Raw genomic sequence first — 20,550 nt, 5'->3', positions numbered from 1 at the left:
GGTAACCGTTTATGGTGCGTCGTTTCGAGCGCGCCCCGGCTATCGGCTCGGCGCTTCCGGCAGCCGGCAACGGCTTCAGTCTTCCGTCTGAATCAACCGAATCAATGCGCCGTTCGGGTCGACCAGCGCGCCGACGAGGCCGCCCCGTGCCTCGCGTTTCGGCTGATGCGCGCGCGGCCAGCCGGTCGTTTGCTCCGGAATGCCGGCCGCGCGCACGGCATCGAAAAACGCGCCGACGTCGGCGCGCCGGAAACAGCGGCTGAACCCGCTCGTGGCCGGATCGAGACCGGGGTGCGGAAAGGACTCCGGCAGCCGGTCGCCGCGTCCCAGGATCATCCAGCCGTCGTCGCGCCAGGTTTCGATGAAACCGAGCTTCGCGTAGAAAAGCGCCGTGGCTTCGAAATCGCGCGACGGCAGATTGGGGCCGGCGAGGTCGGTCAAGGCGGCTTCTTCGAGGGGCGATGCGATCGAACGAATCCGCGGAAACGGGCGCGGACGCATGTCGCGCATGCGTTGGTCAAACGATGGGCACAGGCAAGCCGCACCGGCTGTCGCCGTGACTATCGTTCCCGCGGAAAGCAGAACCCGAAATCCTCGCAGCCCGGACATCCGCGGGCGGGGCCCGGCGGCAGGCCGAGCGAGACGGCGACTTCCCGAGCGCGGACGTCATCGTGCGCGCTGTCCCGCCGGCGCCGATCGAGCGTGGCGCGCCGCGTGCGGGCGCGGCGAACGATGGGGTGTCATTGCAATCGACCGGATGCTTACTCGACGCCGATGATCACGCTCGACGCCTTGAAGATCGCGGACGCGGCCTTGCCGCTCGCGAGGCCGAGACGATCGACGCTGTCGTTGGTGACGATCGCGACGATCTCGGCGCCGCCGGCCGCCTTGATCACGACTTCGGAATTGACCGCGCCTTTCGCGATCGACGACACGGTGCCTGCGACGCAGTTGCGCGCCGACACCTTGCTGCTGTCGACGTCGACCATCACGATCACCGACGATGCCTTGACGAGTGCGAACGCCTTCGTGCCGGCCGCGAGGCCGAGCGATGCGGCGCTGCCGTGCGTGATCACGGCGACGATGTCGAGGCCGTCTTGGGTGCGCAGCGTGATTTCGTCGTTGACGGCACCGGGTTTGACGGTGCCGACCTGGCCGGCGAATTGATTACGGGCACTGGTTCGCATGATGACTCTCCGGGAAAAGGGGCCGCCCGACGGGCAGCGAGCGAACGACGGAAACCACGGACGAGTGTACCGGCAACGCAGGTGCAGCGCGACGCCGGCGTTGGCATACCGGGCATGCGAGACCGCGCACGATGGTGCGAGACAGCAGGCGTGTCGTATGCGCGTGGCCGCCCCGCGTGCGCCTATTTGACTGCAGCCGATGCAGCGGCCGGTGCGTCGGCCGTCGACGTTTGCTGCGATGCCGCGGGCGCCCCACTGCCTTCCCATCCGCCACCGAGCGCGAGGAACAGCTTCACCTGGTCGGCGGCGACTTGCCCTTCGGCCGCGGCGACCTGCGCATGCACGCTGGTCAGCGTGCGCGTCGCATCGAGATCGGAGATGAACGACTCGCGACCGGCCTGATAGAGCCGGTGCGTTTCATCCGCGGAACTGCGCGCCGATTCGTAGGCCGTGCGCAGCGCGTCGGTGCGCTGCACGTCGGCTGCATACGTCGCGAGGCTCGACTGCGTTTCGCGCAGCGCATTCAGCACGACGCCGTCGAAATGCGCGAGCGCGCCACCGGTCGCGGCTTCGGCCTCGCGCACGCGCGCACGCTGGCCGTTGACCGGGAACGACCAGCTGATCAGGGGTCCGAACGACCAGCGATTCGTGTTGGATGAGAACAGGTCGGCAGCGACGCCGACCGAACCGGCCGACGCACCGATGCTGATCGACGGGTACAGCGCCGCGGTTGCGACACCGATCCGCGCGGTCGAGGCGGCGAGCTGACGCTCGGCTTCGCGAACGTCGGGGCGGCGGCGCAGCAGCGCGGCGCCGTCGCCGATCGGAATCGGCTGGCGCAGCTTCGGCAGGCGCTCGCATTCGGCAACCGCCTTCGGCAGGTCGGCCGGCGACCGCGCCAGCAGCGCGGCGAGCTGGTATTGCGCGATCTTGCGGCGGCCTTCGAAACGCGGGATGTCGGCGGAGAGCGTGCGCACCTGGGTGACGCCGCGCGTCACGTCGGTCTGGTTGCCGCGCCCGGCGTCGCGCAGCCGTTGCGACAGCCTGACACGCTGCTGCTGCAGCGCGAGCGACTGCCTCGCGATCGCGAGCTCGTCGCCCGCGGAGCACGATTCGACGTACGCGCGCACTACATCGGCGACGACGGTGATGCGCGCGAGGTCGGCGGCCGCCTGTACGGCTTCGCTGTCCGCGCGCGCGGCTTCGACGCCACGCCGCAACTTGCCGAACAGGTCGAGTTCATACGACACGCTGATGCCGACCGTGCCTTCGTTCACGACCGGCAGCTTGTTCTCGAGCAGATATTGCTCGGCCGATTCCTGCGCACGTTGCACGGCCGCTTCCGCGCTGCCGGAGAAGCCGCCCTGCTCGTTCGCCACTTCCAGCGCCGCGCGCGAACGCGCGAGATTGGCCGCGGCGACGCGCAGGTCGGTGTTCGATTTCAGCGCGCCGCGCACGAGTTCGTCGAGCACCGGATCGTCGTACAGCTGCCACCAGTTGCCGGGCACCGCGCCGCGCGACACGAGCGTGCCGTTCGCGTCGTCGAGCGCATGGTTCGCGAGCGGTGAGTTCACATACGCCTGCTGGGGCAGCGTGTAGTCGGGGCCAACGGACTTGCACGCGCCGAGTGCGAGTGCGAGCGGCGCAAGTGCCGCCGCGAGGCGCAGGCCGTGCCGCTTCATTGCGACGCTCCCGTGGCGCTGACGGCCGCGGGTGCCGATGCCGTCGCCGCCGACGAGGCTGGCACGATTGCCGCGGACGCACCGGCGGCCGGCTTCGTCTTGTCGTCGCGGCGCGTGTCGGTGCGCATCGCGACGGTCGCGGTGCGTCCGGCGATCATCCGGAAGTCGTCGGGCACCTCGTCGAGCACGACGCGCACCGGCACGCGCTGCGCGAGCCGCACCCAGCTGAAGGCCGGGTTCACGTTCGGCAGCAGGTTCGCGCCCTGCGTGCGATCGCGATCCTCGATCGCGGCGACGATGCTCTGCACGTGGCCGCGCAGCGGATGCGGCTCGCCCATCACGACGATGTCGACCGGCTGGCCGATATGAATGCCGCGCAGCTTGGTTTCCTCGAAGTAGCCGTCGACACGGAACGAATTGCGGTCGACGACCGACAGCACCGCGCGACCGGCCGGCACGTATTCGCCGACGCGCGGCGCGCGGTCGTTCAGGTAGCCGTCGACGGGGCTCACGATCGTCGTGCGCTGCAGGTTCAGCTTCGCGGTGTCGAGCGACACCTGCGCATCGGCGACGGCGGCTTCGCCCTGTTCGACCCGCGTGCGGCTTTCCTCGACCTGTTCGCTGGCGACCAGGTTGCCGAGCTGCAGGTTGCGCGCGTATTCGCGCTTCGCCTGGGCGAGTGTCGCGCGGCGTTGCGCGAGCGTCGCTTCGGCCAGCCGTTCCGCGAGCGTGTAGCGGGCCTGGTCGATCACGAACAGCACCTGGCCGCGCTTGACCTCCTGGTTGTCGGCGACCTGCACCGCGGTGATGAGCCCCGACACGTCGGGTGCGACCTGGATCACGTCGGCGCGCACGTGCCCGTCGCGCGTCCACGGCGAGAACATGTAGTAGTTGACGATCCGCCACAGCACGAGGGCGGCCACGACGACGACGATCAGGGTGAGCAGGATCTGCCCTGCCGAGAGCCAGGTTTTTTTCACGGTTAGCTAGCCACGAGATGGTGAGAGACGATGACGACGGCGGCAAACACGAACACGTAGATGCCGAGGTCGAAGATCGAACGGTGCCAGACGAGGCGGTAAAAGCCGACGCGCTCGAGCAGCGCGCGCACGACGATGTTGATCAGGTAGGCGATCAGCATCAGCACGAGCGGAGCCGGCACGAATACGCCGAAGATGTCGATTTCGCCGATCATGGTCGCGGTCGGAAAGACAGGTTGGAAAGCGGGGTCATGCGCGTGCTCCGTCCGGTGCGGCTTGCGGCGGTTGCGCGGACGCGGCCGGGTACAGCGACAGCCGCAGGCCGACGAGCGCGTGCAGCGTGTCGCGCAGCCGGCGGTGCGTCGCGGGCGTGGCCGGCGCGGCAGGAGCGGCCGGCGTCGTGCCGTCGTCCGCCGGTGACGGTGCCGCTGAAGCGCCGGGCAGATTGCGGCCGGCCACGCGCTGCAGCGCGTCGTCGATCGACGCGAGCAGCGCCGGCGGCGCGGGCTGGCGCGCGTTCGCGGCCGCGCAGCGCGTGTAGTGATCGGTGACACCGGCCAGCACGCGATCGATCGCGTCGGGCACGTCGCCTGACAGCTTGCGGCGCGTGCGGCGCAGGTCGAGTGCGTTCAGCGCGATGCGCAGGTCGCGGAAGCTCTCGATCGACGGATGACGGTGGTCGTCCGACGCGCCGAGGCGCGGCAGCAGCTGCGTGACGCGGTCGAGCATCCGCGATGCATGGTTGCGCTGATCGTCGAGCGGCTGCGTCGACGCGGAACGTGCGACATCCTCCCAGCCGGAGCGCAGCAGGCGCCGTACCGCGAGTTCGGCGCCGAACGGCCGCGTTGCGCGCGTCCACACGTACGCGAACAACAACCCGGCGACGCCCGCGAGATTGCTGTTCAGGAACACGAAGAAATCGGCTTCATACGCGCTCTGGATGCTGACGAAGGTCGCGGTGTTCACCGCGACGAGCATCGTCACCATGTTGAACTGCGGGCGCGGCAGCAGCGTGCCGATCAGGATGAACGGGCCGGCGAACATCAGCACGAGCATCGGAAAGTCGTGCACGTGCGGCAGCACGACGAACAGGTACAGCCCCGCGAACACGACGCTCGCGGTGGTGGCCAGGAAGAACTTGAACACCAGCGGCGCGGGCTCGTCGAGTGCCGCGAAGAAACTGCACGCGACCGCGACGAGCGTGACGGCGCCGGCGCCGTCGTGCCAGCCGGACTGGATCCACAGCCAGCACGCGAACACGATCGCGCCGACGACGGTCAACGTCGAGAACAGCATCATCCCGCGATCGAAGAAGCGCTCGGTGCCGCCGAGCCGCCAGTGCCGGTAACGCGGCTGCCAAACGCCCGACTCGTTCGCGATCAGCGCGCGCAGCGCGCGGCAGTCCTGCCAGATGTCGATGACCTGGTGCAGCCGCCACAGCGCGTTCGACAGCAGCGCGCCGTCCCAGCTCGTCAGCGCGCTGTCGGGCGGTTGCAGCGACGCGATGCGCGCGCGCAGGTTGTCCGCGACGGGGTCGTCGGTCATCGCGCCGTCGCTGCCGGCCGTCACGGCCGGCAGCGGCGCGTCGAACCACTTCGCGGTGTCGGCGAGCAGCGCGTCGAGCGCCGGCGGGCGCACGTGCAGGTCGCGTATCAGCGCGATCAGCGGATCGGCGAGCGCCGACATCAGCGGCAGGAACAACTGCATCCGGCCCGCGAGCGCCTGCGCGCGCGCGAGCACGCGCGGGTGCGCGTGGTCGTAGCTCAGCTGGCTCAGCAGGAATTCGAGGCCGGTGATGGTCGCGGCGAGGCGTTGCCGGCATGCGGACAGCGCCTTGCCCGCGAGGTGGCCGGACAGCGTCTCGCGGCCGTAGAACGCGGCATCCCTGAACCATGCGTCGGTGCGCTCGATCAGCGTCGGCGCGAGCCGGTTCGGGAACACGGCGCTGCCGACCACGCTCGCGCACACGATGCCGAGCACGATTTCCTCGGTCCGTGCGATCGCGACGTCGAAGATCGTTGACGGATCGGTGACGGTGGGCAGCGCGACCAGTGGCATCGTATAGCCGGCGAGCATGAACACGTAGCTGCGCGCGGTGCGGTCGGAGATCGCGAGATAGAGCAGGGTGCCGCACCAGGTCGCGACGATGATGCTGAACAGGAACGGCGTTTCGACGAACGGCGGCACGAAGAGGATCGCCGCGGCGGCGCCGAGCGCGGTGCCGAGCGCGCGATACAGCGCCTTCGAGCGCGTCGCGCCGACGAACGGGTTCGACACGATATAGACGCTCGCCATCGCCCAGTACGGACGCGGCAGCTGGAAATACAGGCCGAGGTACAGCGCCAGCATCGACGCGGCGAACGTCTTGCCCGAGAACAGCCAGTCGCGAAGGCTCGGGTAGGTCATGATGCGGAATCGGCGGGGTGGGACGAACGCGACGCCGGATGCGGGACATCGGCCGCGTTGAACGCGTTCAGCACGCGCAGTGTCGCCTCGAGATCGGCGCGCGTGACGCCCTTGAGCACCCTGGCGCGCAGCACGCGCAGGTCTTCTTCCATCTTCGCGGTGACCGCGCGGCCGGCGGCCGTCAGCGAGATCGTTTTCGCGCGGCGATCGTGCGGATCCTCGTCGCGGCGTGCGAGGCCGGCCGCACACAGCTGGTCGAGCAGGCGCACCAGCGACGGCCCCTCGATGCCGACGTGCTCGGCGAGCGTACCCTGGCGCACGCCTTCGCCGAGGCGGCCGGCGATCAGCAGCGGTGTCGCGCAGGCTTCGGATACGTTGTACGCGGTCAGCACCGCATCGCTCGTGCGCCGCCATTTGCGGGCGGTGAGCACGAGCAGGCTGCTGACGGCGAGGCGAAGGTCGTGCAGATGGGTCATGGGCGAGATGATAGGGTAAAAACATTCGATAGCAAACTATCGGATTTTGTTACCCGGGTGTCACTGTGCACGCCGGGGCGCCGACCTTCAACGAGCAATTTAGGCGGCGGGTGCGGGGCCGGTCAAGCTGTAAGGTTGTGAACGCGCGGCGGATCGGATCGGACAATACGGTCGGGTCGGGACGATGGAAATCGCCGTGGGCGGTTGGCCGATCCGTGTGCGAGGTGTCGGGGCCAGAAGTGTAGGGTCGTTGCAAGAATCGACGCGGTGCCGACTTTGGACGGGCGCACATCGGCCACGCCGAATGAATGTAGCGCGTCATGCGCGCCGCATCGTCCTGCTTACGCACGCGATTGCACTAGGACAATAATTTCCGGGTGTCTTTCTGAGCGACCATGCGAAAGCAACGACGGAGACATCGAGATGGGACGGACCGAGGTATCGGCGCGCTGGCACGACGCGATCGGCGCGGTGCACGGCATCGAGTCGAAATACAAGCGGCTCGTGAAGGCAATCGCCGCCGACATCGAAAGCGGCGCGCTCGCTCCGGGCGCGCGGCTCGCGCCGCAGCGCGACGTCGCGTCGAGCCTCGGCGTCAGCGTGCAGACCGTCACCAACGCGTACAAGGAACTCGAAAGACAGGGCCTGATCCGCTGCGAAGTCGGTCGCGGCAGCTTCGTCGCCGCGCGTGTGACCGAATCGATGTCGAACTACATGCTCGATACGGCCGAGCGCGAACTGGTGGACTTTTCGATCGCGCGGATCGTGCATACGCCGGAGCACGACGCCGCGTGGCGATCCGTCTGTGCGGCGCTGGCCGTCGCCGACGATCAGCCGTGGATCCGCTCGTTCCGGCCGATCGCCGGGCTCGATGCGCATCGCGAGGCCGGCGCCGCCTGGCTCGCCTCGCTGAACCTGCCGGTTCATCCCGAGTCGCTGCTGATCACGAATGGTGCCGCGCACGGCATCTTCCTTGCGCTTGCCTCGATCGTCGGGCCGGGCGACACCGTGCTGTGCGAGAGCCTGACCGACCATGGCGTGATCGGCTCCGCGAACGTGCTCGGGTTTACGCTGAAAGGGCTCGAGATGGACGAGCACGGGATCCGTCCGGAACACTTCGAGGAAATGTGCGACGGCGAGAAGATCAGCGCGCTCGTCTGCACGCCGACCCTCAATAATCCGACGGTATCGATGATGTCCGATTCGCGCCGCAAGTCGATTGCGCGCATCGCATCGCGCTATGGCGTGTACGTGATCGAGGACGACGTGTACGGCCCGCTGCCCGCGAAGACGGCCACGCCGATCGCGAGCCTGATTCCGGAGCTCGGCTTCTACTGCACGAGCATGACGAAATCCGTGCTGACGGGATTGCGCACCGGTTATCTCGCGATGCCGAGACGGCTCGCGCTGCGGGTGGAGAGCGTGCTGCGCGTGAGCAGCTGGATGGCGACGTCGCCGATCGCGGAGATCGCGACGCGCTGGATCGCCGACGGCACCGCGCGACGGCTCGTCGAACTGCAGCGGCAGCGGCTCGCGGCGCGCCAGGAGATGGTGAAGGCCGCGCTTGGCCCTTACGTGCTCGGTGCGCATCCGAACGCGCTTTCGGCGTGGTTGCGCGTGCCCGACTACTGGCAGGCCGACCGGCTCGTGCGCGAGTTGCGGACCCGCAAGATCGCGGTGACGTCGCCCGATCCGTTTCTCGTCGGCGGGACCGAGCGGCCGAACGCGGTGCGCGTGTGCATCGGCGCGGAGACGACGGATGCCGCATGCAACGCCGCGCTCGAGACGATCGCGGGCGTGTTCGAGCAGTATCCGCACGTGCACGATTTTCACTGAATCGCCATCGGCGTCGCGTTCGCGACGCACAATGTATCAGGACATTCGAAAGCGCAATTTGGAACATTAGACTGGATCGCACCACATCAATGAGGCGTGTGTTCCATGTCCTTCCTGTCGCTGTCCGACGTTTACCGCGCGCGCCGACGCATCGCCGGGCATGCGTGTGTCACGCCGCTCGTCGCATCCGCCGCGCTGTCCGCGCGCACCGGTGCACCCGTCCATCTGAAACTCGAAACGCTGCAGCCGACCGGCAGCTTCAAGCTGCGCGGCGCTACCCACGCGCTCGCGGAACTCGCCGCGCAGCGCGTGACGCGCGTCGTCACCGCATCGACCGGCAATCACGGCCGTGCGGTCGCGCACGCGGCGCGCACGTTCGGCATCGACGCCGCGGTCTGCATGTCGTCGCGCGTGCCGGCCAACAAGGTCGATGCGGTCGCCGCGCTCGGCGCGTGCGTCGTGATCGCCGGCGACAGTCAGGATGATGCGCAGGCCGAGGCACGGCGGCTCGTGCGCGACGAAGGCTATGCGTACGTGCCGCCGTTCGACGATCCGCGGATCATCGCGGGGCAGGCGACGATCGGCATCGAGATTCTCGAAGCGCTGCCCGACGCGGCCACGCTCGTCGTGCCGCTGTCGGGCGGCGGGCTGTTCAGCGGTGTTGCCTTCGCCGCGAAGGCGATCCGGCCGGCGATCGAAGTGATCGGCGTGTCGATGACGCGCGGCGCCGCGATGCATGCGAGCCTCGCGGCCGGGCGCCCGGTCGACGTCGACGAACAGCCGACGCTCGCCGATTCGCTCGGCGGCGGCATTGGCCTCGACAACCGCTACACGTTCGACATGACGCGTGCACTCGCCGACGACGTCGTGCTGCTCGACGAGCCGTCGATCGCGCGCGGCATCGCACATGCGTATCGCGACGAACGCCTCGTCGTGGAAGGCGCGGGCGCGGTCGGCATCGCCGCGCTGCTCGATGAACGGATCGCGCGCCGCGATCGCGGCGGCCCGATCGTCGTGGTCGTGAGCGGCGCGAACATCGACATGGCCATGCATCGGCGGATCGTTTCGGAGAACTGACATGAATTATCCCGTCACGCTGATCGGGCAGGCGCAATTGCGTGCGCTGGTTCCGCTCGATCTCGCCGCGATCGACCAGGTAGAAGCCGCGTTCGCGTCGCTCGCGACCGATGCGGTCGTCATGCCGCCGATCCTCAATCTCGCGCTGCCGGCGCGTCACGGCGAAGTCGACGTGAAGACCGCGTACCTGCCGCGCTTCGACAGCTTCGCGATCAAGGTGAGCCCGGGCTTCTTCGACAACCCGTCGCTCGGACTGCCGAGCCTGAACGGGCTGATGCTCGTGCTATCCGCGCGCACCGGGCTGACCGAGGCCGTGCTGCTCGACAACGGCTACCTGACGGCCGTGCGCACCGCAGCGGCCGGTGCAGTGGCCGCACGCCGGCTCGCCCGTGCCGATGCGCGCCGCGCGGCCATCGTCGGCGCGGGAGAACAGGCGCGGCTGCAGCTCGACGCGCTGATGCTCGTGCGCGACATCACGCATGTGACGGTCTGGGCGCGCGACGCCGGGCGCGCGGCGCGGTTCGCGGCCGATGTGCGGGCCGCGCACGGGATCGATGCGATCGTCGCGCGCTCGGTGCATGCGGCACTTGCCGACGCGGACATCGCGGTCACGACCACGCCGAGCCGCGCGCCGCTCGTGCATGCGGAGGATCTGCATCCGGGGCTGCACGTCACGGCAATGGGCGCCGACGCCGACTACAAGACCGAGCTCGCGCCGTCCGTGTTCGGCGCGGCGCGCTACTTCTGCGACCGGCTGCAGCAGACTCGCGTGGCGGGCGAACTCGCGCATGCGATTGCTGCCGGTGCGGTCGAGGCCGACGCCGTGTTTCCCGAACTCGGCGAGGTGATCGCCGGGCAGCGCGACGGCCGCACGCATCGCGACGACATCACGATCTGCGACCTGACCGGCACCGGCGCGCAGGACACCGCCATTGCCGTGCTCGCGCTGCGGCGCGCCCGCGCGGCAGCGGCGGGCACGATTTTCCACAACGACCTCACGACTTGAGAGGAGACAGATGTCCGCAGTCATCGAAACCCACGAAACCGTGCCGCGTCTCGCGTTCGAGCGCAGCGAATACGCTGCGCGCATCGCGAAGACGCGCACGGCGATGCAGCGGGCCGGCATCGACCTGCTGATCGTCACCGACCCGACCAACATGGCCTGGCTCACCGGCTATGACGGCTGGTCGTTCTACGTGCACCAGTGCGTGCTGCTGCCGATGGACGGCGAGCCCGTCTGGTACGGCCGCGGCCAGGACGCGAACGGCGCGAAGCGCACCGTGTTCATGGCGCACGACAACATCGTCGGCTATCCCGATCACTACGTGCAGTCGACGGCCCGTCATCCGATGGACTACCTGTCGACCGAAGTGATCGCCGCGCGCGGCTGGCGCACGCTGCGCATCGGTGTCGAGCTCGACAACTACTACTTCAGCGCGGCAGCTTACGCGTCGCTGCAGAAGCATCTGCCGGCCGCGCGCTGGGTCGATGCGACGGCGCTCGTGAACTGGCAGCGCGCGGTGAAGTCGCCGCGCGAAATCGAGTACATGCGGATCGCCGCGCGGATCGTCGAGCGCATGCATGCGCACATCGTCGACACGATCGAGCCGGGCATGAGGAAGAGCGACCTCGTCGCGCAGATCTATGCGACCGGGATCGGCGGCGCGGACGGCTTCGGCGGCGACTATCCGGCGATCGTGCCGTTGCTGCCGACCGGTGCCGACGCGGCCGCGCCGCACCTGACCTGGGACGACACGTCGTTCGCGCGCGGCGCCGGCACGTTCTTCGAGATCGCCGGCTGCTACCGCCGCTATCACTGCCCGCTGTCGCGCACCGTCTATCTCGGCAAGCCGCCCGCGCACTTCATCGAAGGCGAGCGCGCGGTGGTCGAGGGCATCGAGGCGGGGCTCGCGGCCGCGAAGCCCGGCAACGTGTGCGAGGACATCGCGAATGCGTTCTTCGCGGTCCTGCGCCGCGCGGGCATCGAGAAGGACAGCCGCTGCGGCTACCCGATCGGCGCGAGCTATCCGCCGGACTGGGGCGAGCGCACGATGAGCCTGCGCCCGGGCGACCGCACGGTGCTCGAACCCGGCATGACGTTCCACTTCATGCCGGGGCTGTGGCTCGACGACTGGGGGCTGGAGATCACGGAAAGCATCCTGATCACCGAAACCGGCGTCGAGACGTTCTGCAACACGCCGCGCAAGCTGTTCGTGAAGGAGTAGGGCGATGCGTGCTTCTCCGATCACGCCGACCGTCGACTTCGACGCGGACGGCGAACAGCATGGTTTTCTGAAGCTGCCTTACTCGCGCGACGATTCCGCGTGGGGCGCGATCATGATTCCGGTGAGCGTCGTGAAGCGCGGCGACGGGCCGACGGTGTTGCTGACCGGCGGCAACCACGGCGACGAATACGAAGGGCCGGTCGCGCTGTCGAAGCTTGCCGGTTCGCTGAAGGCGGCCGACGTGACCGGCCGCGTGATCGTCGTGCCGTTCATGAACTACCCGGCATTCCGCGCCGGTTGCCGTACGTCGCCGATCGACGCGGGCAACCTGAACCGGAGTTTTCCGGGGCGGCCGGACGGCACCGTCACCGAGAAGATCGCCGACTATTTCCAGCGTCATCTGCTGCCGCTCGCGACGCACGTGCTCGACATTCACGCGGGCGGCCGCACGCTCGACTTCGTGCCGTTCGCGGCGATCCACGTGCTGGACGATCGCGACCAGGAAGCCCGCTGCGAGCGCGCGATGCGTGCATTCGGCGCACCGTACTCGATGCGCATGCTGGAGCTCGATAGCGTCGGGCTGTTCGACACCGCGGCCGAGGCGGCCGGCAAGGTGTTCGTGTCGACCGAGCTGGGCGGCGGCGGATCGTCGACGGCCGCGAGCGTTGCAATCGCCGAGCGCGGCGTGCGCGGGTTCCTCGCGCATGCGGGCGTGCTCGCGAAGGGCGACGGTCGTGACGATGGCGGCGGCGCACGCACCGCGCCGCGCACGACGACGCTGCTCGACATGCCGGACGGCTCGTGCTTCACGACGAGCGAGCATCGCGGGCTGCTGGAGATGTGCCGCGATCTCGGCAGCGAGGTCGACGCCGGCGACGTGCTCGCGCGCGTGCACGACATCGATCGCACGGGCGTCGCGCCGGTCGAATACGTCGCGCGGCGGCGCGGGCTGCTCGCGGCCCGGCATTTCCCGGGCATCGTGCAGGCCGGCGACACGATCGCGGTGGTCGCCGACATCGTCGAGCGCAACATGCCGGTGGCAGCATGAGGATGCGCACGCCGTGATCAAGCTCGACCGATACGACCTGGCGATCCTGCGCCTCCTCGAGCGCGACGGGCGCATCACGAAGTCGAAGCTCGCGGAGGCCGTGAACCTGTCGATCTCGCCCGCGTGGGAGCGCGTGCGCAAGCTCGAGGAGAGCGGCGTGATCCGCGGCTATCGCGCGGACGTCGACTGGATCGGCGCGTTCTCGGGCAGCCGCATCGTCGTCGAGGTGACGCTGTCGCGTCATACCGCGCCCGACATGCGGCGTTTCGAGGAACGGGTGAGCGCGGCGCCCGAAGTCGCGCAGTGTTATGCGACGGGCGGCGGCGTCGATTACGTGCTGCACGTGGTCGCGCGCGACATCGATCACTACCAGCGCTTCATCGATGCGTTGCTGATGGACGACCTCGGCATCGAGCGCTACTTCACGTACATCGTGACGAAGGTCGTGAAGTGCGAATCGGGCGGCGCGCCGGACTGGCTCTGAAACTTCGCGCGAACGCGCGGCAATACGGAAAAAACCGCAAGAACCGGGCGCCGAAACCGAAATTTCCGCGCCCGGCGGCACGCCAGAATGAAGCTCGTGCCCACCCAAACGAGGAGACGCAGGATGTTGCCCGGACACCCCGTACTGTTCAAGTCGACGTGCTATGTCGACGGTCGCTGGATCCATAGCGACAGTGCCGCGACGGTCGCCGTCGTGAACCCCGCCGACCAGGCCGTGATCGGCCATGTGCCGATGCTCGAGCGCGCGCAGATCGTCGCGGCCGTCGACGCCGCGCAGCGTGCGTTCGACACGTGGCGCTGGACGCCGCAAGCGCTCCGCAGCGCCGCGCTGCTGCGCTGGCATGCGCTGATCCTGCGTCATCTCGACGATCTCGCCGCGCTGTTGTCGCTCGAGCAGGGCAAGCCGCTCGCCGAATCGCGCGGCGAGATCCGCTATGCGGCGAGCTTCGTCGAATGGTTCGCGAACGAGGCGAAGCGCGTCGCGGGGCGCACGATCCCGACGCATATCGACGGCGCGCATCTTGGCACGGTGATGGAGCCGGTCGGTGTCGCGGCGCTGATCACGCCGTGGAATTTCCCGGCCGCGATGATCACGCGCAAGGCCGCGGCCGCGATTGCGGCAGGGTGCGCGGTGGTGGTGAAGCCCGCGCACGAGACGCCGTTCTCGGCGCTCGCACTCGCGCAGCTCGCCGACGAGGCCGGCTTCCCGGCCGGCGTGTTCAACGTCGTGCTCGGCGAACCGCAGATGGCGATGGAAACGCTCGTCGGCGATGCGCGCGTGCGTGCGGTGAGCTTCACCGGATCGACGCGCGTCGGGCGGCTCGTCACCGAAACCGCCGCGAAGGCCGGCATTCGCAAGATCGCGCTCGAACTGGGCGGCAACGCGCCGTTCATCGTCACCGAGGACGCGGATCTCGACCAGGCGGTGCGGATCGCCGTCGGCGCGAAGTTCCAGACCTCCGGGCAGGATTGCTGCGCGGCGAACCGGATCTTCGTTGCCCGTCCGCTGTATGACGCATTCGTCGGCCGCTACGCGAATGCGGTGCGCGAACTGAAGACCGGCCCCGCGTTCGAGCCGGGCGTCGACGTCGGTCCGCTGATGCACCAGGCTGCATTCGACGCAACGGTGGCACGCGTCGACGATGCACGTGCGCGCGGTGCGCGCATCGTCGCCGGGGGCCGGCCGCATGCGCTCGGCGGCTGGTTCTACGAACCGACCGTGATCGCGGACGCGGCGCCCGGCATGCGCGTGGTCGACGAGGAAAACTTCGCGCCGATCTCGGCGGTGTGCGCGTTCGACACGCTCGACGAAGTCGTGGAAAAAGCGAACGACACCGAATACGGCCTTGCCGCGTACGTCTGCGCGACGCGCATCGACACGATCTTCCAGCTCGTGCGGCGGCTCGATTTCGCGATGGTGTCGGTCAACGGCGTGAAATTCACCGGTGCGCCGATTCCGTTCGGCGGGATGAAGGCGTCGGGCCTCGGTCGTGAAGGCGGCGCCGAAGGCTTCGAACCGTTCACCGAAACCAAGTACTTCTGCCTCGGCAATCTCGGCCTGCCCGTCGCGGCGACGGCCTGACTCATTCAAAGGAGCTCATCATGAAACAATCGATCGACGCACTGCTGCGCGAGGACCGCGCCCATTTCATGCATCCGTCGACGCACGCGTACGACCACGAGACCGGCGCGCTGCCGGGCAGGATCGTGCGCGGCGCCGAAGGCATCCGCATCGAGGATCACGAGGGCAAGCGCTATATCGATGCGTTCGCCGGCCTCTACTGCGTGAACATCGGCTACGGCCGCACCGAAGTGGCCGATGCGATGTACGCGCAGGCGAAGCAGCTTGCGTATTACCACACGTATGTCGGCCACGCGTCGGATGCGATCATCGAGCTGTCGTCGCGCATCATCGACTGGGCGCCGGCCGGGATGAAGAAGGTCTACTACGGGATGTCGGGGTCCGACGCGAACGAGACGCAGGTCAAGATCGTCTGGTACTACAACAACGTGCTCGGCCGCCCGAACAAGAAGAAGATCATCTCGCGCGAGCGCGGCTATCATGGCTCGGGCATCGTGACGGGCAGCCTCACGGGCCTGCCGAGTTTTCATCAGCATTTCGATCTGCCGATCGATCGCGTGAAGCACACGGTGTGTCCGCACTGGTATCGCAAGGCGCCGGTCGGCATGAGCGAAGCGCAGTTCGTCGCGTACTGCGTCGACGCGCTCGAGAAGCTGATCGCGCGCGAAGGCGCCGACACGATCGCCGCGTTCATTGCCGAACCGGTGATGGGCACGGGCGGCATCATTGAGCCGCCGGCCGGTTACTGGCCCGCGATCCAGGCCGTGCTGCGCAAGCATGACATCCTGCTGATCTCGGACGAGGTCGTGTGCGGGTTCGGGCGGCTCGGCTCGAAGATGGGGGCGCAGCACTTCGACATCCAGCCGGACCTCATCACGGTCGCGAAGGGGCTGACGAGCGCGTATGCGCCGCTGTCGGGCGTGATCGTCGGCGAGAAGGTGTGGGACGTGATCGCGCGAGGTTCGCAGGAACACGGGCCGATGGGGCACGGGTGGACGTATTCGGGGCACCCGGTATGTGCGGCCGCCGCGCTCGCGAACCTCGCGATTCTCGAGCGCGAGAACCTGGTCGGCAACGCCGCGGAAGTGGGCGCGTATTTCGGCGCGAAGCTGCGTGATGCGTTCGGCACGCATCCGCTCGTCGGGGAGGTGCGCAGCGTCGGGATGCTGGCCGCGCTCGAGTTCATGGCCGACAAGGACGCGCGCACGCCGTTCGATCCGGCGCTGAAGATCGGCGCGCAGGTATCGGCCGCGGCGCTGCAGCGCGGTGTGATCGCGCGTGCGATGCCGCACGGCGACATTCTCGGGTTTGCGCCGCCGCTCGTGATGACGCGCGCGGAAGCCGACGAGATCGTCGGGATCGTGAAGGAAGCGGTGGACGAGGTGGCGGAACGGAATCTTTCGAGCGTCGCCTGAGGTGCTTGCGGTCTTGATGCGCGCGCAGGCGCGCGACGTGACGCCGTCGCACGGGCGTGCGGCGGCGCATCGTTTCGGGCTTATTCGGCGGGCGTGGGTGTCGGTAGCCGCCCCCTTGCTGCCATTCGAGCCGTTGCCTCGACGGTTTGGATCCGCAGAGCACAACGATCACGCGTTCCGAAGATCCGAGAGCTTGTTCTCCGTTGGCGGATCGGTTGCAGCAACCTGGAGCCCTGCGCACCACGTGACTGACCTGACGCCAGCCCCGCACCCGGCACGACTTGAGACCCCAATGGCAAGCAATGGTCAGAGGTCTCCGCGCACTTCCCCCGTTCCCAGCGCGCTCCGCTGCCGGTTCACTTCCGCCCAAAGCTCATCGCTGTCGTCACTGCGCAGCATGACCATCCCGTCCAGTTGATCGTCGGTCACGCCGAAGTATTCCAGGATTTCCCGGCGAATCGCATCGACGAACTGCGCGTATTCCGGGGATGCCTGGGCCTGCGCGTGCAAGGCGTCGTATTCTGCATCGTCCGCGCCGCCGCGCTCGTCGATATAGCGCGAGATCCACTGGTCACGTTCGTGGTCGTAATCGGCCTCGGCGCGCATCGCTTGCACAGCCGTGTAGAAATCCAGTTGGGCAAACGCGGCGATTGCGGCCGTGGTTGCCGCGTCAAACGGTGTGGTCATTCCATCTCTCATGTCGGTCATGGCACATCATCGCACGGGCCGCGCCCGGGCAGGTGCCGGGAATCCGGACGGCGAAACAGCGCTGGCGATAGCCATGGCCCTGGCAGCCTTCACATTTCATGGTGCATCCCCATAAAGTTGCTGGCGAGAATTGCCGATATACCAATGGACGACCCGGGTCGACTCAATCGGCCCGCGGGGATTTTCAAATTGGGAGCACACATGGTCTGGTATGCCGGCTTGTTGGATAAAGGTCTGAACCTTGCGGGAGATTTCCTCTCCTACTTGCGCGAGAACGGCGCGCGCAGTCACGAGATGAATGTAACCGTTGCGGCCGCATCGACGGAAGCGAATGCAAGGCTCGCAAGTGCGGTTGACGACGTCGCGCGAAAATTGGATGGGGCGGTTCAGAACATCGTCGGCACGATTATCGACAAGCTCGAACGCGACCAGTTGGAGCTGCTCACGGCCCAAGTGAAGTCGGTTCACTTCGCTTTCGAGTTCGACAACGATGCCATGTTGGGGCCCGCGGTATCGCGCATCATGGAGCTGATCGCTTACGCAAAGAACCGAATCACGGAAGGCAAGCAGGAATGGCTCGGCCCATGGCTGATGGCGGAGTCGGTCCGCATCATCGCGCTCAGCCGCCTGGCTTCATCCGAGAGGGCGCATGCACTCGTCCAAAGCGAAGCGCACGCTTTCCGACTGAGCATTCTCGATTACAGCGCTCAGTCGCTCGTCGAAAGCGGCAACGTGCCGTGGGTGAAAATCGCCGAGTTCGTCCAGGGAAAAAATGAGGACGTTGTCCATCTGATTTCTCAGTCTGCTGAGGTGAATGCTCCGAAACAGCGTACGCGGATAGCCAAAGGAGCCGCGGCTGCCAAACCGACCGTGGAACAGACCACGGTGGCCAAGAAGTCTGAAGAAGTAGCTGAACCAGCAGCCGCAAGTGCGAAAACGGCACTCAATCCTGCTGCTGCGTGGCCGTTTCCCACCGGTAGCCGCTAGCGATCCGAGGTGGCACGCGCGGAGTCCCAGCGGTGCCGCTGGGCTCGGCGGGCGAAGAGCGTTTGATCGTACGAATCGATGCCATCGAGTGGAGGTGGACGACCGTCGTTCATTGTGGCGGCGCAGGCACGAGCCCGTACCTGGACATGACGTCGACAAGTTTCTCGCGACTGGGCGGCCCGCCAGCATTCACGATTGCCTGGACATCCAGAAAATATTGAGCACCAATGTCGGGCGTAAGGACGATCAATGCGCGGGCTGTGCCATTGTGCGGATTGCTGAAGTGATGGACCGATCCTCGTGCGGTGAACATCCATTCTCCTGGCGCCAGGTCCCGGACTATCCCATCGACCGTGTACCGAAGCACGCCGTCAAGGACATAGACGCATTCTTCGTTACGTGTATGGCTGTGTGGTGGCGGAACTTGCGAATCAGGGGGGACAGTCAGCTCAAAAACACCCATTCCGCCTGTAGCAGTCCCATCTATCAGGTACTGAATGCTCAACTGACCAATGATGATGGGTTCGCGTGCCGCCGTGCCGCTGAGCATCATTTTCAGACTCCTGCACATCAAGGATTTTCATCAATCCGTCAACGTGATACGCAAGGAAAACACCGCTTGCATCGCGTCCGGCGACCGAAGGGAACGCCGGTCAACCCAGATTATGCGCCACGGGTTTCCGAAGAATCCGTTTCCGCGTCCCTATGTCCGATCTTCGGCATGCGCTTCGCCGTCCACTTGCGTACAGCCACGCGCGGCCGACGTGCACCGCCTCCGCCACACCCATCGCCCGCGATCCGTTGCCGGACGGCGGGCGATGCAAAGGATGCCATTTATGGGACGCTAATCACCGTCCCCTTGGGCATCAGCCCGCTTTCCCCGGCACCGTTTCCCCGCGCAGCGAGCACCCGCGCGTCTCGATCACACCGGCCAGCGCCACCAGCCCGACCGCGCACGCCGCCATCATGTAGTACGCGGGAATCATCGTGTTGCCGGTCTTGCCGATCAGCCAGTCGTTGACGATCGGCGCGGTGCCGCCGAACAGCGACGTCGACACGTTGTACGCGATCGCCATTCCCGCATACCGCACATGGGTCGGGAACATCGCCGGGAACATCGCGGAAATGGTCGCGAGCTGTGGCACATACAGCAGCCCGAGCACCGCGAAGCCGACGAAGGCGCCGAGCACGCCGTGCGTCATCAGCGTGAACATCGGCACGGCCGCGACGAACAGCCCGACGAGCGAGATCCACCACATCGTCTTGCGGCCGACGCGATCCGACAGCCAGCCGGCGAACGGCAGCAGCACCATCATCGCGAGCATGCCGATCAGCGGAATCAGCAGCGACATGTTCTCGCTGACGCCGAGTTCCTTGTGCATGTAGGTCGGCATGTACGCGAGCAGCACGTAGTTGACGACGTTCAGCGCGACGACGAGCCCGCCGAGCAACAGCAGCGGCCGCGCATAGCGGACCAGCAACTGACCGATCGGCAGCGCGGTGGCGGCGGTGCTCTGCTCGCGCCGATGAGCCTGCTCCTCGAGTTCGCGGAACACCGGCGTTTCCTCGAGACGCGAACGCAGATAGAAACCGATCAGCCCGAGCGGTGCCGCGACGAGGAACGGCAGGCGCCAGCCCCATGCGTGCATCGACGAGTCGCCGAGCAGCAGCGCGAAGCCGAGCATCAGCAGCGCGCCGAGCGAGAACCCGGCCAGCGTCGCGAATTCGAGGAAGCTGCCGCACAGGCCGCGTCGCGAATCCGGCGCGTATTCGGCGATGAAGGTCGCCGCGCCGCCGTATTCGCCGCCGGTCGAGAAGCCCTGCACCATGCGCAGCACGATGAGCGCCGCCGGCGCGAGCCAGCCGGCCGTCGCGAAGGTCGGCAGCACGCCGACGAGCAAGGTCGCGCCGGACATCGTGAGCACGGTCAGCGCGAGCACGCGCTTGCGGCCGAGGCGGTCGCCGAGCGGGCCCCAGAACAGGCCGCCGAGCGGGCGGATCAGGAACGAGATCGCAAACGTGCCGAGCGCGAACAACGTCGCACTGGCCGTGTTGCCGGGAAACAGCGCGGCGGAGATGTACGCGAGTCCGTACGCGTAGATGCCGTAATCGAACCATTCGGTCGCATTGCCGAGCGCGGCGGCCGCGATCGCGACGCGCGGCAGGCTGTGCGGCTCGTCGCCGCGGGAAGCCGTCTCGTCCGGAACGGACGCGGCGGCGGAAACGGAAGTCCACGATGGCACGTATCGCATGAGGGGTCCTCGTTATCAGCATGCGCCCGGGCGGGCGCCGACGAGGATCAAAGTAATCCCGCCAATTGGCGATGCCCGATGTCATAGGACGATGTGGGGATCGGGGTTTTCCCCGTGCGGGGAAGGGGCGCGCGGTGGCGCGATGGCCCGGCAAGTCGACGCGCGCGCCTGTTCATGCCCCGGTT

Annotated in this window: 19 protein-coding genes and 1 pseudogene; 9 read left to right on the top strand and 11 right to left on the bottom strand. The window is 67.4% G+C overall.

Going from position 1 to position 20,550, the window contains the following annotated elements:
* Nucleotides 1–75 precede the first annotated feature (75 nt).
* From ACTJKF_RS21280 to ACTJKF_RS21245, 8 genes and pseudogenes are all read right to left on the bottom strand, one after another.
* Nucleotides 76–441: a bleomycin resistance protein gene (locus tag ACTJKF_RS21280; protein WP_440625820.1), complete on the bottom strand. Its 366-nt coding sequence runs from the start codon at nt 439–441 to the stop codon at nt 76–78.
* A 119-nt stretch (nt 442–560) separates the two neighbouring features.
* Nucleotides 561–659, bottom strand: a pseudogene (locus tag ACTJKF_RS21275) (nitrogen fixation protein NifQ); the annotation flags it as partial.
* Between the two features lie 102 nt (nt 660–761).
* On the bottom strand, nt 762–1,187 hold the full coding sequence (locus ACTJKF_RS21270) for a TOBE domain-containing protein (RefSeq protein ID WP_440625818.1): 426 nt from the start codon (nt 1,185–1,187) through the stop codon (nt 762–764).
* Between the two features lie 182 nt (nt 1,188–1,369).
* Nucleotides 1,370–2,869, bottom strand: a complete 1,500-nt coding sequence (locus ACTJKF_RS21265) for an efflux transporter outer membrane subunit (protein ID WP_440625816.1) — start codon at nt 2,867–2,869, stop codon at nt 1,370–1,372.
* Nucleotides 2,866–3,849 (bottom strand): efflux RND transporter periplasmic adaptor subunit, encoded by a 984-nt coding sequence (locus tag ACTJKF_RS21260; RefSeq protein ID WP_440625815.1) that lies wholly within the window; start codon nt 3,847–3,849, stop codon nt 2,866–2,868. The genes ACTJKF_RS21265 and ACTJKF_RS21260 overlap by 4 nt, the downstream gene beginning before the upstream one ends.
* 2 nt (nt 3,850–3,851) lie before the next feature.
* Complete coding sequence (locus tag ACTJKF_RS21255) at nt 3,852–4,064, bottom strand: DUF1656 domain-containing protein (RefSeq protein WP_006755496.1); 213 nt, start codon at nt 4,062–4,064, stop codon at nt 3,852–3,854.
* Between the two features lie 34 nt (nt 4,065–4,098).
* Nucleotides 4,099–6,255, bottom strand: a complete 2,157-nt coding sequence (locus ACTJKF_RS21250; RefSeq protein WP_440625813.1) for an FUSC family protein — start codon at nt 6,253–6,255, stop codon at nt 4,099–4,101.
* Nucleotides 6,252–6,731, bottom strand: coding sequence for a MarR family winged helix-turn-helix transcriptional regulator (locus tag ACTJKF_RS21245; protein ID WP_440625811.1), 480 nt, complete (start codon nt 6,729–6,731; stop codon nt 6,252–6,254). Before ACTJKF_RS21245 ends, ACTJKF_RS21250 begins: the two co-directional genes overlap by 4 nt.
* 423 nt (nt 6,732–7,154) lie before the next feature.
* Between ACTJKF_RS21245 and ACTJKF_RS21240 the strand changes: the two genes are divergently transcribed.
* The 8 genes from ACTJKF_RS21240 to ACTJKF_RS21205 all read left to right on the top strand — a co-directional run bounded on the left by ACTJKF_RS21240 (nt 7,155) and on the right by ACTJKF_RS21205 (nt 16,418).
* Nucleotides 7,155–8,567: a PLP-dependent aminotransferase family protein gene (locus ACTJKF_RS21240; RefSeq protein WP_440625810.1), complete on the top strand. Its 1,413-nt coding sequence runs from the start codon at nt 7,155–7,157 to the stop codon at nt 8,565–8,567.
* Nucleotides 8,568–8,672: 105 nt separating this feature from the next.
* Nucleotides 8,673–9,644 carry a hydroxyectoine utilization dehydratase EutB gene (gene eutB, locus ACTJKF_RS21235; protein ID WP_440625809.1) on the top strand — a complete coding sequence of 324 codons (972 nt, stop codon included), beginning with the start codon at nt 8,673–8,675 and terminating at the stop codon, nt 9,642–9,644.
* A 1-nt stretch (nt 9,645) separates the two neighbouring features.
* Nucleotides 9,646–10,650 (top strand): cyclodeaminase, encoded by a 1,005-nt coding sequence (locus tag ACTJKF_RS21230; RefSeq protein WP_440625808.1) that lies wholly within the window; start codon nt 9,646–9,648, stop codon nt 10,648–10,650.
* A gap of 10 nt (nt 10,651–10,660) precedes the next feature.
* A complete protein-coding gene (gene doeA / locus ACTJKF_RS21225; RefSeq protein WP_440625807.1) occupies nt 10,661–11,869 on the top strand; it encodes an ectoine hydrolase DoeA in 1,209 nt (402 codons plus the stop codon).
* A 4-nt stretch (nt 11,870–11,873) separates the two neighbouring features.
* Nucleotides 11,874–12,917 (top strand): N(2)-acetyl-L-2,4-diaminobutanoate deacetylase DoeB, encoded by a 1,044-nt coding sequence (doeB, locus tag ACTJKF_RS21220; protein ID WP_440625805.1) that lies wholly within the window; start codon nt 11,874–11,876, stop codon nt 12,915–12,917.
* A gap of 13 nt (nt 12,918–12,930) precedes the next feature.
* A complete protein-coding gene (locus ACTJKF_RS21215) occupies nt 12,931–13,401 on the top strand; it encodes an Lrp/AsnC family transcriptional regulator (protein WP_440625803.1) in 471 nt (156 codons plus the stop codon).
* A gap of 123 nt (nt 13,402–13,524) precedes the next feature.
* The gene (locus ACTJKF_RS21210) at nt 13,525–15,003 is read left to right on the top strand and encodes an NAD-dependent succinate-semialdehyde dehydrogenase (RefSeq protein WP_440625801.1); all 1,479 of its coding nucleotides are present in this window, start codon (nt 13,525–13,527) and stop codon (nt 15,001–15,003) included.
* A 20-nt stretch (nt 15,004–15,023) separates the two neighbouring features.
* Nucleotides 15,024–16,418, top strand: a complete 1,395-nt coding sequence (locus ACTJKF_RS21205; RefSeq protein WP_440625800.1) for an aspartate aminotransferase family protein — start codon at nt 15,024–15,026, stop codon at nt 16,416–16,418.
* A 306-nt stretch (nt 16,419–16,724) separates the two neighbouring features.
* Here the strand turns inward: ACTJKF_RS21205 and ACTJKF_RS21200 are convergent, their stop codons facing one another.
* Complete coding sequence (locus ACTJKF_RS21200) at nt 16,725–17,105, bottom strand: ATP-dependent protease (RefSeq protein WP_440625799.1); 381 nt, start codon at nt 17,103–17,105, stop codon at nt 16,725–16,727.
* A gap of 222 nt (nt 17,106–17,327) precedes the next feature.
* Between ACTJKF_RS21200 and ACTJKF_RS21195 the strand changes: the two genes are divergently transcribed.
* A complete protein-coding gene (locus ACTJKF_RS21195) occupies nt 17,328–18,113 on the top strand; it encodes a hypothetical protein (RefSeq protein WP_440625798.1) in 786 nt (261 codons plus the stop codon).
* Between the two features lie 109 nt (nt 18,114–18,222).
* Here the strand turns inward: ACTJKF_RS21195 and ACTJKF_RS21190 are convergent, their stop codons facing one another.
* Together ACTJKF_RS21190 and ACTJKF_RS21185 are read right to left on the bottom strand one after the other, a co-directional pair.
* Nucleotides 18,223–18,666, bottom strand: coding sequence for a cupin domain-containing protein (locus ACTJKF_RS21190; protein ID WP_440625796.1), 444 nt, complete (start codon nt 18,664–18,666; stop codon nt 18,223–18,225).
* A 313-nt stretch (nt 18,667–18,979) separates the two neighbouring features.
* Entirely contained in the window at nt 18,980–20,365 is a 1,386-nt protein-coding gene (locus tag ACTJKF_RS21185; RefSeq protein ID WP_440625795.1) for an MFS transporter, read from the bottom strand.
* Nucleotides 20,366–20,550 lie beyond the last annotated feature (185 nt).

It is taken from the genome of Burkholderia sp. 22313 (genome assembly GCF_052045245.1).
Classification (GTDB): Bacteria; Pseudomonadota; Gammaproteobacteria; order Burkholderiales; family Burkholderiaceae; genus Burkholderia.
The sequence above is the reverse complement of the archived record's forward strand: the minus strand, read 5'-3'. Positions and strand labels throughout refer to the sequence as shown.

What these genes read in the sequence shown, in the direction of transcription:
- ACTJKF_RS21270 (WP_440625818.1), bottom strand. Translation starts at nt 1,187, where the DNA reads ATGCGAACCAGTGCCCGTAATCAATTCGCCGGCCAGGTCGGCACCGTC.
- ACTJKF_RS21265 (WP_440625816.1), bottom strand. Translation starts at nt 2,869, where the DNA reads ATGAAGCGGCACGGCCTGCGCCTCGCGGCGGCACTTGCGCCGCTCGCA.
- ACTJKF_RS21255 (WP_006755496.1), bottom strand. Translation starts at nt 4,064, where the DNA reads ATGATCGGCGAAATCGACATCTTCGGCGTATTCGTGCCGGCTCCGCTC.
- ACTJKF_RS21250 (WP_440625813.1), bottom strand. Translation starts at nt 6,255, where the DNA reads ATGACCTACCCGAGCCTTCGCGACTGGCTGTTCTCGGGCAAGACGTTC.
- ACTJKF_RS21245 (WP_440625811.1), bottom strand. Translation starts at nt 6,731, where the DNA reads ATGACCCATCTGCACGACCTTCGCCTCGCCGTCAGCAGCCTGCTCGTG.
- ACTJKF_RS21240 (WP_440625810.1), top strand. Translation starts at nt 7,155, where the DNA reads ATGGGACGGACCGAGGTATCGGCGCGCTGGCACGACGCGATCGGCGCG.
- eutB (WP_440625809.1), top strand. Translation starts at nt 8,673, where the DNA reads ATGTCCTTCCTGTCGCTGTCCGACGTTTACCGCGCGCGCCGACGCATC.
- ACTJKF_RS21230 (WP_440625808.1), top strand. Translation starts at nt 9,646, where the DNA reads ATGAATTATCCCGTCACGCTGATCGGGCAGGCGCAATTGCGTGCGCTG.
- doeA (WP_440625807.1), top strand. Translation starts at nt 10,661, where the DNA reads ATGTCCGCAGTCATCGAAACCCACGAAACCGTGCCGCGTCTCGCGTTC.
- doeB (WP_440625805.1), top strand. Translation starts at nt 11,874, where the DNA reads ATGCGTGCTTCTCCGATCACGCCGACCGTCGACTTCGACGCGGACGGC.
- ACTJKF_RS21210 (WP_440625801.1), top strand. Translation starts at nt 13,525, where the DNA reads ATGTTGCCCGGACACCCCGTACTGTTCAAGTCGACGTGCTATGTCGAC.
- ACTJKF_RS21205 (WP_440625800.1), top strand. Translation starts at nt 15,024, where the DNA reads ATGAAACAATCGATCGACGCACTGCTGCGCGAGGACCGCGCCCATTTC.
- ACTJKF_RS21200 (WP_440625799.1), bottom strand. Translation starts at nt 17,105, where the DNA reads ATGACCACACCGTTTGACGCGGCAACCACGGCCGCAATCGCCGCGTTT.
- ACTJKF_RS21195 (WP_440625798.1), top strand. Translation starts at nt 17,328, where the DNA reads ATGGTCTGGTATGCCGGCTTGTTGGATAAAGGTCTGAACCTTGCGGGA.
- ACTJKF_RS21190 (WP_440625796.1), bottom strand. Translation starts at nt 18,666, where the DNA reads ATGATGCTCAGCGGCACGGCGGCACGCGAACCCATCATCATTGGTCAG.
- ACTJKF_RS21185 (WP_440625795.1), bottom strand. Translation starts at nt 20,365, where the DNA reads ATGCGATACGTGCCATCGTGGACTTCCGTTTCCGCCGCCGCGTCCGTT.